This window comes from Yersinia massiliensis, from assembly GCF_003048255.1.
GTDB classification, from domain to species: Bacteria; Pseudomonadota; Gammaproteobacteria; order Enterobacterales; family Enterobacteriaceae; genus Yersinia; species Yersinia massiliensis_A.
Window position 1 is genome coordinate 577,959 of sequence record NZ_CP028487.1, and the last position, 15,398, is coordinate 593,356.

Genomic DNA, 15,398 nt, shown 5'->3' on the forward strand with positions numbered 1-15,398 from the left:
ATAAGCAGAGAGAGGAGGGGATACGAGTATGATGCATTGCCCGCTTTGTAAGACCGCTGCACATGCTCGGTCTAGCCGTTACCTGAGTGAAAAAACGAAAGAACGTTATCACCAGTGCCAGAATATAAATTGCAGTTGTACTTTCGCTACGCACGAAACGGTAGACAGAATCATTGTGTCACCGGGGGAAACAAAGCCAGCTCCACCCCATCCAAGTCGAACGAATCAGGGTGTATTGTGGATATAGAATAAGCCTGCGAAAGCAGGTTTTTTTTCGCCCTAAGAACCGATCACCAGAATATCTATCGCCATTTTATCGCCATCGCCATTTTAGCCAACAAAAAAGCCAACTCGAAAGTTGACTTAATGTGCTGATTTAACAGCTAAAATTTGGTGGCCCCTACTGGACTTGAACCAGTGACCAAGCGATTATGAGTCGCGTGCTCTAACCAACTGAGCTAAGGGGCCAAGCTTGGGCGCTGATTATACGGTAGTTTTTGTCCTGCGGTCTAGAGCTGATAAATCAGGTGGGTGTTTTATGCGCAAATTTAAGGTTTTTAATGGAGCTAGCCGCTAATAGGGTGCAAGGATTGGCTTGATATTAAGGGTTTTAAGGCCATAAAAGAAAACCCCCGGCATGCCGAGGGTTTTATGTGCAGTGACTTCGAGCGACGATTAATCGTCTAGGAAGCTACGCAGCACTTCAGAACGGCTTGGGTGACGCAACTTACGCAATGCCTTCGCTTCGATCTGACGGATACGCTCACGGGTGACGTCGAACTGTTTACCCACTTCTTCCAAAGTGTGGTCAGTGTTCATATCGATACCAAAGCGCATACGCAGAACTTTCGCTTCACGCGCGGTCAGGCCAGCCAACACGTCGTGAGTAGCAGAACGCAGGCTCTCAGAGGTGGCAGAGTCCAGCGGCAGCTCTAGAGTGGTATCTTCGATGAAATCGCCAAGATGTGAATCTTCATCATCACCGATTGGGGTTTCCATTGAGATTGGCTCTTTAGCAATCTTCAGCACTTTACGGATTTTGTCTTCCGGCATCAGCATGCGTTCAGCCAGTTCTTCTGGCGTTGGCTCGCGACCCATCTCTTGCAGCATCTGGCGAGAAATACGATTAAGTTTATTAATCGTTTCAATCATATGCACCGGAATACGGATGGTGCGCGCCTGATCCGCGATAGAACGGGTGATAGCCTGACGAATCCACCAAGTGGCATAAGTTGAGAATTTATAACCACGACGGTATTCGAACTTATCTACTGCTTTCATCAAACCAATGTTGCCTTCCTGAATTAAATCTAGGAATTGCAGGCCACGGTTGGTGTATTTTTTCGCAATAGAGATAACCAGACGCAGGTTAGCCTCAACCATTTCTTTCTTGGCGCGACGTGCTTTTGCTTCACCGATAGACATACGACGGTTAATGTCTTTCACTTGCTCAATGGTCAGGCCGGTTTCTTCTTCGATCTGGCGCAATTTCTGCAAGCTACGTTGCACATCTTCCGAAACATCTTTCAGTTTTTCAGACCATGGTTTACCCATAGCCACTGCTGCCGCGAACCAAGTATCGCTGGTTTCATTGCTGGCAAACAGGGTAACGAAGTTTTTCTTCGGCATTTTGCACTGTTCAACACACAGTTTCATGATGATACGTTCTTGAGTACGAACGCGATCCATCATGGCACGCATGTTATTGACCAGATAGTCGAACTGCTTCGGCACCAGACGGAACTGTTTGAAGACTTCAGAAAGTTTCAGAATTTCAGCAGCAGCATTGGCATGGCTGCGACCATTCTTCTTGATCTCCATGCGCGCGTTTTCATACTGCTCACGCAATTCGCTGAATTTCTGACGAGCCAGCTCTGGATCGATGCTGTTATCGTCTTCCTCTTCTTCTTCGTCTTCATCTTCGTTGTCGTCATCATCCATCTCTTCAGAGGATAATTCAGAACCAACGTGAGTCGCGGTTGGTGCAATATCTTCTTCGGCGTTTGGATCGACAAAGCCGGTGATCAGGTCAGATAAACGGGCTTCACCCGCTTCAACGCGATCATATTGTTCCAACAGATAAGTAATGGCTTCAGGGTATTCAGCAACGGAGCACTGAACCTGATTGATGCCGTCTTCAATGCGCTTAGCGATATCAATCTCGCCTTCACGCGTCAGTAGTTCAACGGTGCCCATTTCGCGCATGTACATACGCACCGGGTCGGTTGTCCGCCCGATTTCTGATTCAACACTGGACAATACCTGTGCAGCAGCTTCCGCCGCGTCATCGTCGGTATCAGTGGTGTTTTCGGCCAGCATTAAATCATCGGCATCAGGGGCTTCTTCAAGTACCTGTATGCCCATGTCATTAATCATCTGGATGATGTCTTCGATCTGATCGGAATCGACGATATCTTCCGGCAGATGGTCATTGACCTCAGCATAGGTCAGATAGCCTTGCTCCTTACCACGGGTGACAAGTAGCTTCAGCTGTGACTGCGGGTTTTGCTCCATAAGACGGTATCCACACTTCAGAGTATTTGGGTTGGTGTCGGTCGGCGAAACCGCCAACAATAGCATTTGGGGCTTTTTTTTGTCGCCGCTGCCCGCTATGGCGGCATATTGTGGGGAGTCGCCCCCACATTTATCGGCAATTAAGCCGTTGGGTAATTCATTTTTTTCTGGCTAAAGCCAGATTCAAAGACCAAAGCTCTTTACGTTCTTCGGCGCTTAATCCATGTGTTCGGTCACGCGCTATCAGTGTTTCCTGACGTTGCTCCAAAATGGAGTCATACAGGCTCGCTAGCGTATCGACAAAAGTCGGTTCGACCATGTCCTCAACAATCATGTGGTTCCATGTTGCGAGAGTTTCAAGCTGTTGGCTGAATTTATTATCACGGTACAGCTCTAATAACTGCCCGGTTGTCAGCCCTGGCTGGGCTAAACAAGTCTCAACCAATTCAATAAATAGTGGCAAACCCGCTAACTTAGCTTGCTCAACTCCCTGTAGTGAAGGAATCAATGTTGCCAGTTGCGGATTTTGTACCAGTAGCCCTATAAGTATACGCATGGTTGTGCGTTTTAGCTGGGGCGGCTGGTATGAATTCGTGTTTTCTACCTGCTTTGGCATCAACTTATCAAGCTGGCTGTCATCAAGTAGACCTAACTTATTGCCCAACTGCTGACGCAAATAAAGGCGCAAGGTTTCACCGGGCACTTGGCTGATTAAAGGTAATGCCAATGTGCTTAATTTGGCTCTCCCATCGGGGCTGCTCAAATCCACCTGTGGCATCAACGTTTCAAACAAGAAGGTTGAGAGTGGCTGCGCCTCCTCCATCCGCTGTTCGAATACGTCTTTCCCTTCTTTACGTACCAAAGTATCGGGGTCTTCGCCATCGGGCAAAAACATAAAGCGTAGCTGACGTCCATCATTTAGATAGGGCAGTGCCGTCTCTAATGCTCGCCAAGCTGCATCCCTACCCGCCCGATCGCCGTCATAACAACAAATTACGTTATCGGTCGCGCGGAATAATAATTGAATATGTTCCGCAGTTGTCGCTGTTCCCAGCGAGGCAACGGCATAATCAATGCCAAATTGCGCGAGTGCCACCACATCCATATAGCCTTCCACCACGAGTAAACGTGTTGGATTGGGATGATTCACTTGTGCTTCATACAAGCCGTATAACTGCCGACCCTTATGAAAGATTTCTGTTTCTGGGGAGTTGAGGTATTTTGGCACTCCATCGCCCAGAATTCGCCCACCAAAAGCGATAACCCGACCACGTTTATCACGGATAGGGAACATGACACGCTCACGAAATCGATCGTAAGTTCGCCCCGTATCATTAGTCACCAGCATTCCTGCATCGTTCAGCGCGGTACGGCTCTCACCATCGCGACCAAAACGTTTTAAGGCGTTGTCCCAACCTGGGGGGGCAAAACCAATAGCAAAATGTTGGATGATTTCTTCACTCAATCCGCGATGCTTGAGATATTCGCGTGCCTGATTGGCAGTCTGGCCGTTGAGTGATTGTTGATAGAATGCACTAAGGCTATCCATCAGTTGATAAAGACTTTGTCGTTGGTGACGTTCGATCTGGGTGGTGCCGGTTCCTGCCTCATAAGGCACTTCCAGCCCATGCATGGTGGCTAATTCCTCAATACTTTCGACAAATTCGAGTCGATCGTAATTCATCAAGAAATCAACAGCATTGCCATGTGCGCCACAGCCGAAACAGTGATAGAACTGTTTTTCACCGTTAACGGTGAATGAGGGGGTTTTCTCATGATGGAATGGACAGCACGCATGGTAATTTTTGCCTTGCTTCTTCAGCTTTACCCGAACATCGATCAGATCGACGATATCGGTACGAGCCAGCAAGTCATTGATAAATACGCGTGGAATTCGTCCAGCCATAAGCCCCTAGTCGTCAGTCCATAAACGAGAACAAGCCGCGCATTCCTTTCGGAAAGCACGGCCTTCGTATGCAACTACTCGATCTGCGCGTTCTTAGAACATCAAAAACGACGCGATGGGGTTACCCCCGAAGAATTAATACAGACGAGTGCGGCGTGCGTTTTCGCGGGCCAGTTTCTTCGCGTGACGTTTTACAGCAGAAGCTTTAGCACGTTTACGTTCAGTAGTCGGTTTTTCATAGAACTCACGACGACGAACTTCAGCTAAAACACCTGCTTTTTCACAGGAACGTTTGAAACGACGAAGAGCTACGTCGAACGGCTCGTTTTCACGTACTTTAATTACCGGCATGTGCCTCTCACCTCAATAGAAATCGGTTTGCTGCTGGCCAATCGCCAGCCTTCTCAAAATGGTGCGGAATTTTACTTCAATGGATGCTGCTTTGTAAAGCACCACAGCAAATTGAAACAGGCACGCTCCTGTGATGTCGCCCCATTCTTTACAAGAAAGTTGGTGCCTGAGGGTACGACGGCCGCTGATTATATACTAAACAGGCCCATTGAGCGAATTTATCAACATTATTTTCAAATGTGACCATGATCAACAACATTGGGGGCTGAGAGAACCGCAAAGGGCGTTTTACTGTGCAATTTAGGATCAGAAATCATGACGGGCGTCACTGATATGCTAAACTATCGGCCGCACTGAATGATGGGAAATGTAATGCGAGTTTTGGGTATAGAGACGTCCTGCGATGAAACCGGAATTGCAGTCTATGACGATGAGACCGGTCTGTTAGCTAACCAATTGTACAGTCAGGTTAAATTACACGCTGATTATGGCGGTGTCGTACCTGAACTGGCTTCCCGCGATCATGTGCGCAAAACAGTGCCGCTGATTCAAGCGGCGTTGAAAGAAGCCAATCTGAGTGCCAAAGATATCGATGGTGTGGCTTATACCGCCGGTCCCGGATTGGTTGGTGCATTATTGGTTGGGGCCACAGTTGGCCGAGCATTGGCATTTGCTTGGGGTGTCCCTGCGGTGCCGGTCCATCATATGGAGGGGCATTTGTTGGCCCCGATGCTGGAAGAAAATGCCCCTGAATTTCCGTTTGTCGCGTTGCTAGTTTCCGGTGGTCATACTCAATTGATCAGCGTAACCGGTATCGGCGAATACCTGCTATTGGGTGAATCTGTTGACGATGCAGCCGGTGAAGCATTTGATAAAACAGCCAAATTATTAGGGTTGGATTATCCCGGTGGGCCGATGTTGTCGCGGATGGCACAACAGGGCACGGCGGGGCGATTTACCTTCCCAAGGCCAATGACTGACCGCCCAGGGTTGGATTTCAGTTTTTCTGGCCTGAAAACCTTTGCGGCAAACACGATCCGTGCCAATGGGACGGACGATCAGACTCGAGCCGATATCGCTCGTGCATTTGAAGATGCTGTTGTAGACACGCTGGCGATAAAATCTAAGCGTGCGCTGGATCAGACAGGTTTCAAACGTTTGGTCATTGCCGGTGGTGTTAGTGCCAACCGTACTTTGCGATCAAAACTGGCTGAAATGATGCAAAAGCGGGGCGGTGAAGTGTTCTATGCTCGGCCAGAGTTTTGTACCGATAATGGAGCGATGATTGCTTATGCTGGATTGATTCGGCTGAAAAGTGGTGTGAACAGCGAGTTGAGTGTATCGGTACGGCCACGTTGGCCCTTATCTGAACTGCCAGCAGTCTGAGTGCTATATATCGAATGTCTGTACGGGGCTGCGGCTGTGCTGCCCCGTCATCTCGTGATGCTCACATACCGATGTATGCTCCGCTCTCTCAATTCCTTGCGCCTTGGCTCGCTCCCGCTCAGCCATTCTAGATGCGGCGGGGTGGCTAAGTTGATAGGCGGAGAAAGCCCCGTCAGACCCCGAGCCTATTGGGTCATTAATCCTCTTTCTCTTCCAACTCGGCAGCTTCTTCGGCGGATGTTTTCTGTTTTTTCTTTCTGAGTTTGTCCCAGATTTTGCTTTCTTTTCCTCGCCATAAGCGTTGAATATTGTCATGGTGGCGCATCAAAATCAGGCAAGAAAGCATGGCGACCGGAAAGGTGAATTGTGGTTTAAACCACCAGACGTAGAAGGGAGCGATCAGCGCGCTGATAATGGCCCCTAAAGATGAATAACCACTCAGTAAGACGGTCAGCAACCATGTCCCTGTCATTAACCCCGTTAAATCCCAACCAATAGGTGCGATGGCACCAAATGCGGTGGCGACGCCTTTGCCACCCTTAAAGTGGAAAAATACGGGATAAATATGACCAAGGCAGGCAGCGATGGCGGTCAGGCCAAGATACAGCGGGGAAACATGTAGCAGGTAAGCTATCCAAACCGGCAACATCCCTTTAAGCACATCAAAAATCAGGACTGTTGCAGCAGCGGTGCGGCCACCGATGCGTAGAACATTGGTCGCTCCGGGATTACCGGAACCATGCTCACGCGGATCTGGTAGCTTGGCAACCCGACATACTAAGATCGCACTGGAAATTGAGCCACACAAATACGCGAAGATAATCATGCCAAGCGCGATAGCACTCATAACACCGCCCTGTTGAATAATGATCGTTTTAATCCCAACATCAGTGGATAATACGCATATTCGGCTGGAAGTGGTATCCGGCGAGCACAAAAACAGAGAATGACGTGATGGATATCGTATTTATTGAAGAGCTCAGCGTTATCACCACCATCGGTGTTTATGACTGGGAGCAGACCATTGAACAAAAGTTAGTGTTCGATATCGAAATGGGCTGGGATAACCGTAAAGCTGCAGCTAGTGATGATGTGAATGATTGCCTCAGTTACGCAGATATCAGTGATAGCGTGATAAAGCATGTGTCATCGCAGCGATTTGCCTTGGTGGAGCGGGTCGCTGAAGAGATAGCTGAATTGCTGCTACAGCGTTTTAAATCGCCTTGGGTGCGAGTTAAGGTCAGTAAACCGGGAGCGGTTGCTCAGGCCAGAAATGTGGGCGTCGTGATTGAACGTGGCCAGCGCCTTAATTAAGTGATGGACTATTTTTTGCTGGGATGACATAAAAGTGCAACCCTGCATCAATACTGTGGTCTGATTGCATGGCGCGATAATTTTATCAATATTGAATTTGAACGGCATTATTCTGCTAACCACTGGGTTTGCAGTTTTGCCGTTTTTTGGTTTCTATCACATGGCATTGGGTATCGTTGATGACGGATATGTATTCGCTGTTTGTGGCTTTTGTTCTGGGTGTAGTAGAAGGGTTGACCGAGTTTTTGCCGGTTTCATCCACTGGGCATATGATTATCGTTGGCGAGTTGCTGGGCTTTACTGGCGACAAAGCAAAAACCTTTGAAGTCATTATTCAGTTGGGGTCGATTCTGGCCGTGGTAGTGGTGTTCTGGCGGCGGTTGTTCGGCCTGATTGGTATCCATTTTGGCGCGACACCTCATGAAGGGAAAACCAGTGGTCACCTAACATTAGGCCACATTTTATTAGCGATGTTGCCCGCCGTGGGGCTGGGTTTGGTCTTTCACAATGCCATCAAAGCTTTATTTAACCCGCACAGTGTGATGTATGCCCTAGTCGCGGGGGGCTTGTTATTACTGGCTGCTGAGTGGTTCAAACCTAAAAATCCAAAAGCGGTTGGGCTGGATGACATTACTTATCGCCAAGCCTTTGCCATCGGCTGCTTCCAGTGCCTTGCCTTGTGGCCGGGGTTCTCCCGTTCCGGTGCGACTATTTCTGGTGGGATGTTAGTGGGCGTCAATCGCTACGCGGCCTCTGAGTTCTCGTTTATTTTGGCGGTGCCAATGATGATGGGAGCCAGTGGGCTGGATTTGTATAAGAGTCTGCACTTCCTGTCGTTGGGCGATTTAACGATGTTTGCTGTCGGATTTATCACGGCATTTATCGTTGCCCTGATCGCCATCAAAACCTTCTTGTCACTGATTAAGCGTATTTCTTTTGTCCCATTTGCTATTTATCGCTTCGTGGTCGCGGCCGCGGTGTATTGGGTCTTTATGTAATCGCCCACGAATATTAAGCATAAAAAAACCCTGAATGATCAGGGTTTTTATTATTCTAGACCGTTATTCTGAAATGACTTCCTGTGTTGCTTTCCACTGCGCCAAAGCCTGCTGACGGCGACGTTTTAGTTCGTCACGTATCGCTAAACCTTGTAGCCCACTGGCGACAACCTCTTGTACGGATACGCCATTCGCAATTTGGTATGCAGCTCGCAAATAATCCCCTTGCGGATAAGGATTATCTTCAAACCCCGTACGACCACGGGCATCGGCTTCACTGGTCATAATCATCTGCTCAAGACGTTCTGGCTTGCGCCAGATATCGATCGCATCAAATAATTTGAGCAGAGTTTCTGGGCGAAGCTTATTCACCGTATGGATAAGGTCATGATACTCAGCCACTAGTTTTGCCAAATCACGAACTGGATTAGGGACGCGTAAACGCTGGCACATCTGCTCAACCAATTTAACGCCTGCCGGACCATGGCCGTGATGATGCGGCCAGAATTGCTTGGGTGTCAGCCCTTTGCCTAAATCATGGCAAAGGGCGGCGAAGCGAATATCCACTTCAGGACTGAGTTGAGCGGCAATAGCCAACGTCATCAGGGTATGGATGCCGGTATCAATCTCTGGATGCCATTTCTCCGGTGCGGGAACACCGAATAGGCGATCAATTTCTGGGAACAACACCGCCAATGCACCGCAATCGCGCAGCACTTGAAAGTAAACCTGTGGGCTTTGCGTTTTCAGGGCTTTTTCAGTCTCTTTCCAGACCCGCTCTGGCGTTAAAGCTGATAACTCACCACTTTGTGCCATGGCAGCCATCAAGGTTTGAGTTTCAGGTGCGACGGTAAAGCCCAAGTGTGCGAAACGGGCCGCGAAACGGGCGACACGCAGGACACGCAACGGGTCTTCGCCAAAAGCATCAGAGACATGGCGCAGTACGCGATTTTCTAAATCTTGCCGACCGTGATAGGGATCGATTAACTCTCCGTCATGGCGACGAGCAATGGCATTAATAGTGAGATCGCGACGTAATAAGTCTTCTTCCAAAGTGACGTCAGGGGCTGCGTAGCAGGTAAAGCCTGTATAACCTTGGCCTGATTTACGTTCGGTTCTGGCCAGCGCATATTCTTCATGGCTGACCGGATGGAGGAATACGGGGAAGTCTTTACCGACCTGTTGGTAGCCCTGCGCCAGTAATTGCTCTGGGGTGGCACCCACGACGACCCAATCCTGCTCAGTGACAGGTAGGTTGAGTAAGGTGTCGCGGACGGCACCGCCGACTAAGTAGATTTCCATGTAAACCCTTCGTTCTTGACGTTGCAGCGTTGTTAGCTGCTCTCGCTTACCCGAATCACTTACCGGTGTAAGCTCATCGGGATGCGCTCATTTGCTGCCTAGCTGGAACGCCAATAACGTTGGGTTTGCCTTGTATCTTGACGTTGCAGCGTTGTTAGCTGCTCTCGCTTACCCGAATCACTTACCGGTGTAAGCTCATCGGGATGCGCTCGTTTGCTGCCTAGCTGGAACGCCAATAACGTTGGGTTTGCCTTGTATCTTGACGTTGCAGCGTTGTTAGCTGCTCTCGCTTACCTGAATCACTTACCGATGTAAGCTCATCGGGATGCGCTCATTTGCTGCCTAGCTGGAACGCCAATAACGTTGGGTTTGCCTTGTATCTTGACGTTGCAGCGTTGTTAGCTGCGCTTCAGTTCATCCAACGATTATTCTTTTTACGACTCGGGATCAGATGCGGCAAGATCAGACCGAGCAATAAACCAATCCCAGCAACACCGCCGCCATACATAAACCACTGTAGGATAATCGTGCGCTGCTTATCATCTAATTGCAGATTGACTGCACTGACCTTCTTCTGCGCGACCACCAACTGGTTTTTCAGTGATTCATTTTCCTTCTGCAGCTCGGAAATGACGCTATCACTTGCCGCGACTTTTTGCTGCATTTCAGCGGTGCGTTGGTTCCAGCTATTATCAATGTTAGCTAATTTATCTGTCAGCGTTTTGACCTGCTGTTCAAGGTCAGGCACACGAATGCGAAGGCTTGGCGTTTCACTCAGTTGATTCAGCGGGATCCATATCGTTTTACCCTTATTATCGCGGATTTGGCCATAATTTGTGCCTTCATCAACGCTTATCAGGGTGACTTCATCCCCACCTTTCAGCGTGCCGACGATACGGTATTGATTACCGGGGCCGCTACGAACGTAGGTATCCAGCTCATCAGAGATGTAGCGTTTTTCTTCGGCGTGTGCAGTCCAAGAGAGACTGAGACTAAGCACCGCGAGGCAAATTAGGCGTATTTTCTGCATTAGAGAGTCATTTGTGAGTGAATTTAAGGAACGATAGTAGTGTGTTCAGTTTGCCGACGCAACGCATAAACCGGAATGAGAACTATCTTACTCTCATAGCCAGCGCGGCTTGAGCCACCTTACTTGGCTATTTTTATCGCGGTGAAAAATTGTCTTATGAAGCCTTAGGGCAGACTGACTAAAACAGGTTAAAATAGGGTTTGACTTGGGGCTGCTGCACGGTTTTTTTGTGTAAAACACGCAAATCACCGTGAAAAAGGCATAATGCCCGTAATCTCGCAACATACCGGTGTGAATAAAATTATGACCGTTGAAATAGAACTAAAATTTATGGCTACGCCAGAGGCCATTGCCGCGTTGCCTGAACGACTCACATCTTGGCCGAGCCAGCATTACGCGCCGCAAACACTAACGAATATCTATTTTGAAACCGCAGATAACCGCCTGCGCCAGCATGATATGGGTTTGCGTATTCGTGGCTATGATGGCCGTTATGAAATGACGATGAAGACCGGCGGTAAAATTGTCGGCGGTTTACATCAACGCCCCGAATATAATGTCGATATTGATAGCGACAAACTCGACTTGGCCCGCTTCCCGACAGATATCTGGCCAGAAGGTTGGGATATCGCGGAGCTACAAACGGCGCTAACACCCTTGTTCCGTACTGATTTTACTCGTGAGAAGTGGGTAATCACTTACGGTGAGAGTGAGATTGAGCTTGCTTTGGATCAAGGGGCAATTTCTTCTACTCATGCGGGTAAACTGTCGGAACCGTTGAGCGAAATTGAGCTGGAGCTGAAACAAGGCAATCAGGCTGATTTACTGGCATTGGCGGCTGAACTCGCACCAATCGGTGGTTTACGTCAAAGCAATTTGAGTAAAGCTGCGCGCGGTTATCACTTGGCACAAGGCAATCCTCCACGCGAACTTCGGCCACTATTGGTTTTGCAGCCAGCACCGAAATCAACTGTTGAGCAGGGGATGGTTGCAGGGTTGGAAATGGCGCTGGATCACTGGCAATACCATGAAGAGCTGTGGTTGCGTGGTGAACCCGCGGCGAAGGCGATGATCGGTGAAGCTTTAGCAATGATACGCCAAACTTTGGCGATTTTTGGCGGTTTGGTGCCACGTAAAGCCAGTACTGACCTGCGGGCATCATTGACTGCGCTGGAGCCACAACTCGAATCAAAAAATGTGAACGCCGAGCAACTCTGTTATAGCGTCGATTATCTAAAAAGTAAGTTAGCACTTACATCGTGGTTAGTCACCGCAGGCTGGCGGCCATTTATGGATGCAAAGGCACAAGCTAAGTTTGATGGCTCATTTAAGCGTTTCTGCGACATTATGCTGAGCCGTAGTGCTGCTGATTTGAAAGAAGCCTTTAGTCAAAATATGGATGATGACGGCTATGTGGCACAGTTGCCCCGTTTGAACCGGCAAATTATAGCCTTCCAGTTACTCTCAGGTTTCTACCCGCAGAGTGAATGGCACCCGTATATCGATGCTTGGTTTGGTCTGCAACTGGCGATTAAAGAACGCCAGGGCCATTGGCGCGATACCGCCCGTAAAGAAGCATTAGCGCAGGCAGCCTTTTGGCTGAACGGTGCTGTCCGTTAATCGCGTAGATACCCAACGTCATTGACGTGGCTGATAGGTCGGTAAGCCAAGGTCTTTGCCACGTCATGTACGATGGGGATACAAGGAATTCGATATGTTGCCACTCCCTTCGCAATTACAGATTCAGGCGCAGCATGTACAGCAGCGCTTTCATGAGTTACCAACGCCGCAGCGTTTAAGTGATGAAGACATCGCCATCTTGGCGTTGAGTGACTTTGTCAGTGATATGCTACTGATTCACCCTGAATGGCTGGAGGAGTTGCATCAGCAACCACCGCAACCGCAGGAGTGGCAATATTATCCCCAATGGCTCAGCCAAGTGCTGAGTGAAATCCAAGACGAAGCCGCACTCTTAGCGGCCTTGCGTCTGTTTCGTCGCCGTATCATGGTGCGCATTGCCTGGTCACAAGCGCTGCAAACCAGTACCACGACAGATACCTTGCAGCAACTCAGTTGGTTGGCGGAAACGGTGATTGTTGCCGCGCGTGATTGGCTCTATCAGGCCTGTTGCCGTGAGTTCGGTACGCCCTGCAATAGTGAAGGTGTACCGCAGCCGCTGTTGATTCTGGGGATGGGCAAACTCGGCGGTGGCGAACTGAATTTTTCCTCAGATATCGACCTGATTTTTGCCTATCCCGAAAATGGTCAAACGCAAGGCGGGCGGCGGCAGTTGGACAATGCCCAATTCTTTACCCGCTTAGGCCAACGGTTGATCAAGGCACTCGATCAACAAACCATTGATGGTTTCGTCTATCGAGTGGATATGCGTCTGCGCCCATTTGGTGACAGCGGTCCTTTAGTGTTGAGCTTTGCTGCACTGGAAGATTATTACCAAGAGCAGGGCCGCGACTGGGAACGCTATGCGATGGTTAAGGCTCGTCTGATGGGCGGCGCAGAAGACCACTACAGTCAGGAGCTGCGCCAGACTTTGCGGCCATTTGTGTTCCGTCGCTATATCGACTTCAGCGTGATTCAATCGCTACGCAATATGAAAGGGATGATCGCGCGTGAAGTGCGCCGGCGTGGCTTGAAAGACAATATCAAGCTAGGGGCGGGCGGCATTCGTGAAATCGAGTTTATCACGCAGGTTTTCCAACTGATTCGTGGTGGCCGCGAGCCTCGCCTGCAACAGCGAGCTTTATTGCCTACGTTACAGGCTGTCGCGGAGCTGGGGCTACTGCCCGAGCAGCAAGTTGCGGATCTGAGTGGTAGCTATCTGTTTTTGCGCCGCCTTGAAAATCTGTTGCAAGCCATTGCTGATGAACAAACCCAGACATTACCCAGCGATACACTGAATCAGGCCCGATTGGCTTGGGGTATGGGATATGCGGATTGGGCGGCAATGAGTGCTGCGCTGGAACAGCATATGCAAGCGGTACGTTGCGTGTTTGATGACTTGATTGGCGATGATACCCCTGATATTGGCGAAGATCCCCGTCATGGTTTGTTCAAAAGTTTATGGCAGGATGCGCTGGAAGAGTGTGATTTAGCGCCACTGACGCCGCATCTGGATGAAGCCGCTCGTCGCCAGTTACTGACCACCATCAATGACTTCCGTCGTGATGTGGATAAACGCACCATTGGCCCCCGTGGCCGTGAAGTTCTGGATCAGCTTATGCCGCGATTGTTTGCGGAAATTTGCCCACGTCCGGATGCCAATATTGCGTTGAGCCGCCTGATTCAACTGCTGCTGAGTATTCTCACCCGCACCACGTATTTGGAACTGCTGGTGGAGTACCATGCGGCGTTAAAACACGTTATCCGACTGTGTTCAGCCTCGCCAATGGTCGCTAGCCAGTTAGCCCGTTACCCACTGTTATTGGATGAGTTGCTCGATCCGCAATCATTCTACCAACCGCTCGAACCGGGCGCGTATCGCGATGAGTTGCGTCAATATTTGCTGCGCGTTCCTGAAGACGATGAAGAGCAACAACTCGAGGCATTGCGCCAGTTTAAACAGGCGCAGCAGTTACGAATTGCCGCCGGTGATATCACCGAAGCACTGCCTGTGATGAAAGTGAGTGATCACTTAACTTATCTGGCAGAAGCCATTATTGATGCGGTTATCCAGCAAGCGTGGAACCAAATGGTGGCGCGCTATGGTCAGCCAAGCCACCTATCGCAGCAAGAAGGTCGTGGTTTTGCCGTCATCGGCTATGGCAAATTGGGTGGATGGGAGCTGGGCTATAGCTCGGATTTGGATCTGGTGTTTCTGCTCGATTGCCCGTTGGACGCCATGACTGACGGTGAGCGCAGTATCGATGGCCGCCAGTTCTATTTGCGTTTAGCTCAGCGAGTCATGCACTTATTCAGCACCCGCACCTCGTCGGGCATTTTGTATGAGGTTGATGTTCGGCTGAGGCCATCGGGTGAGGCAGGTATGCTGGTCAGTACGGTCGAGGCTTTCGCTGATTATCAGCAAAATGAGGCTTGGACTTGGGAACATCAAGCACTGGTGCGCGCCCGTATCGTGTATGGCGATCATGCCTTGCAGCAACAGTTTGATACTATCCGCCAGCAAATCTTGTGCCGTCATCGTGACTGCCCGCTCTTGCAGCAAGAAGTGCGAGAAATGCGCGAGAAAATGCGCAACCACCTCGGCAGCAAGCAACGCGACATTTTTGATATCAAAACCGATGAAGGTGGGATCACTGATATTGAATTTATTGCGCAATATCTGGTGTTACGTTATGCCGCCAGTGAGCCAAGGCTGACCCGTTGGTCAGATAACGTGCGCATTTTTGAACTGATGGCCAACTATGACATTATGCCGCAGGAAGAAGCGACCGCGCTGACGTGTGCCTACGTCACCATGCGGGATGAAATCCATCATTTAGCCTTGCAGGAGCAATCCAGTAAGGTCGCTGCTGACTGTTTTGTCGCCGAGAGAGCACAGGTTACGGCTAGTTGGCATAAATGGCTGGTATCAACGCCTGTTGATGCATAAGTCATGGTGATTAATGGTATGGAATATGTC

Annotated in this window: 12 protein-coding genes and 1 tRNA gene; 6 read left to right on the plus strand and 7 right to left on the minus strand. The window is 49.6% G+C overall.

All coding sequences use genetic code 11. The features are described 5' to 3' along the window. Positions 1–28: 28 nt before the first annotated feature. Entirely contained in the window at positions 29–247 is a 219-nt protein-coding gene (locus tag DA391_RS02705; protein ID WP_072076720.1) for a DNA-binding transcriptional regulator, read from the plus strand. A 144-nt stretch (positions 248–391) separates the two neighbouring features. Here DA391_RS02705 and DA391_RS02710 read toward each other — a convergent pair. The 4 genes from DA391_RS02710 to rpsU form a co-directional block, all read right to left on the minus strand. Continuing rightward, positions 392–468 (minus strand) — tRNA-Ile (locus DA391_RS02710). Between the two features lie 207 nt (positions 469–675). Continuing rightward, entirely contained in the window at positions 676–2,514 is a 1,839-nt protein-coding gene (rpoD, locus tag DA391_RS02715) for an RNA polymerase sigma factor RpoD (RefSeq protein ID WP_019212504.1), read from the minus strand. A gap of 157 nt (positions 2,515–2,671) precedes the next feature. Beyond that, positions 2,672–4,420: a DNA primase gene (gene dnaG, locus DA391_RS02720; protein WP_050083118.1), complete on the minus strand. Its 1,749-nt coding sequence runs from the start codon at positions 4,418–4,420 to the stop codon at positions 2,672–2,674. A 135-nt stretch (positions 4,421–4,555) separates the two neighbouring features. Next, the gene (gene rpsU / locus DA391_RS02725) at positions 4,556–4,771 is read right to left on the minus strand and encodes a 30S ribosomal protein S21 (protein WP_001144069.1); all 216 of its coding nucleotides are present in this window, start codon (positions 4,769–4,771) and stop codon (positions 4,556–4,558) included. A 372-nt stretch (positions 4,772–5,143) separates the two neighbouring features. On the opposite strand from rpsU, the gene tsaD reads away from it, so the two are divergent. Continuing rightward, positions 5,144–6,157, plus strand: a complete 1,014-nt coding sequence (gene tsaD, locus DA391_RS02730) for a tRNA (adenosine(37)-N6)-threonylcarbamoyltransferase complex transferase subunit TsaD (protein WP_019212506.1) — start codon at positions 5,144–5,146, stop codon at positions 6,155–6,157. 196 nt (positions 6,158–6,353) lie between these two features. Here tsaD and plsY read toward each other — a convergent pair whose 3' ends face one another. After that, a complete protein-coding gene (plsY, locus tag DA391_RS02735; protein WP_049610422.1) occupies positions 6,354–7,004 on the minus strand; it encodes a glycerol-3-phosphate 1-O-acyltransferase PlsY in 651 nt (216 codons plus the stop codon). A gap of 107 nt (positions 7,005–7,111) precedes the next feature. Between plsY and folB the strand changes: the two genes are divergently transcribed. Together folB and bacA are read left to right on the plus strand one after the other, a co-directional pair. Further along, the gene (folB, locus tag DA391_RS02740; protein WP_049610425.1) at positions 7,112–7,471 is read left to right on the plus strand and encodes a bifunctional dihydroneopterin aldolase/7,8-dihydroneopterin epimerase; all 360 of its coding nucleotides are present in this window, start codon (positions 7,112–7,114) and stop codon (positions 7,469–7,471) included. A 179-nt stretch (positions 7,472–7,650) separates the two neighbouring features. Then, positions 7,651–8,469: an undecaprenyl-diphosphate phosphatase gene (bacA, locus tag DA391_RS02745; RefSeq protein WP_108087341.1), complete on the plus strand. Its 819-nt coding sequence runs from the start codon at positions 7,651–7,653 to the stop codon at positions 8,467–8,469. A gap of 63 nt (positions 8,470–8,532) precedes the next feature. On the opposite strand, the gene DA391_RS02750 is transcribed toward bacA, so the two are convergent. Together DA391_RS02750 and DA391_RS02755 are read right to left on the minus strand one after the other, a co-directional pair. Then, the gene (locus DA391_RS02750; protein WP_108087342.1) at positions 8,533–9,771 is read right to left on the minus strand and encodes a multifunctional CCA addition/repair protein; all 1,239 of its coding nucleotides are present in this window, start codon (positions 9,769–9,771) and stop codon (positions 8,533–8,535) included. A gap of 409 nt (positions 9,772–10,180) precedes the next feature. After that, positions 10,181–10,801, minus strand: a complete 621-nt coding sequence (locus tag DA391_RS02755) for a TIGR04211 family SH3 domain-containing protein (protein ID WP_049610434.1) — start codon at positions 10,799–10,801, stop codon at positions 10,181–10,183. Positions 10,802–11,104: 303 nt separating this feature from the next. Between DA391_RS02755 and DA391_RS02760 the strand changes: the two genes are divergently transcribed. Next, positions 11,105–12,421, plus strand: a complete 1,317-nt coding sequence (locus tag DA391_RS02760; RefSeq protein ID WP_108088234.1) for an inorganic triphosphatase — start codon at positions 11,105–11,107, stop codon at positions 12,419–12,421. 94 nt (positions 12,422–12,515) lie between these two features. Then, positions 12,516–15,368, plus strand: a complete 2,853-nt coding sequence (gene glnE, locus DA391_RS02765) for a bifunctional [glutamate--ammonia ligase]-adenylyl-L-tyrosine phosphorylase/[glutamate--ammonia-ligase] adenylyltransferase (protein ID WP_050083802.1) — start codon at positions 12,516–12,518, stop codon at positions 15,366–15,368. The last annotated feature ends 30 nt before the right edge of the window (positions 15,369–15,398 follow it).

Coding starts and splice junctions, on each gene's coding strand:
- DA391_RS02755 (WP_049610434.1), bottom strand. CDS start 10,801: ATGCAGAAAATACGCCTAATTTGCCTCGCGGTGCTTAGTCTCAGTCTC.
- DA391_RS02705 (WP_072076720.1), top strand. CDS start 29: ATGATGCATTGCCCGCTTTGTAAGACCGCTGCACATGCTCGGTCTAGC.
- folB (WP_049610425.1), top strand. CDS start 7,112: ATGGATATCGTATTTATTGAAGAGCTCAGCGTTATCACCACCATCGGT.
- DA391_RS02760 (WP_108088234.1), top strand. CDS start 11,105: ATGACCGTTGAAATAGAACTAAAATTTATGGCTACGCCAGAGGCCATT.
- tsaD (WP_019212506.1), top strand. CDS start 5,144: ATGCGAGTTTTGGGTATAGAGACGTCCTGCGATGAAACCGGAATTGCA.
- rpoD (WP_019212504.1), bottom strand. CDS start 2,514: ATGGAGCAAAACCCGCAGTCACAGCTGAAGCTACTTGTCACCCGTGGT.
- rpsU (WP_001144069.1), bottom strand. CDS start 4,771: ATGCCGGTAATTAAAGTACGTGAAAACGAGCCGTTCGACGTAGCTCTT.
- dnaG (WP_050083118.1), bottom strand. CDS start 4,420: ATGGCTGGACGAATTCCACGCGTATTTATCAATGACTTGCTGGCTCGT.
- DA391_RS02750 (WP_108087342.1), bottom strand. CDS start 9,771: ATGGAAATCTACTTAGTCGGCGGTGCCGTCCGCGACACCTTACTCAAC.
- plsY (WP_049610422.1), bottom strand. CDS start 7,004: ATGAGTGCTATCGCGCTTGGCATGATTATCTTCGCGTATTTGTGTGGC.
- bacA (WP_108087341.1), top strand. CDS start 7,651: ATGACGGATATGTATTCGCTGTTTGTGGCTTTTGTTCTGGGTGTAGTA.
- glnE (WP_050083802.1), top strand. CDS start 12,516: ATGTTGCCACTCCCTTCGCAATTACAGATTCAGGCGCAGCATGTACAG.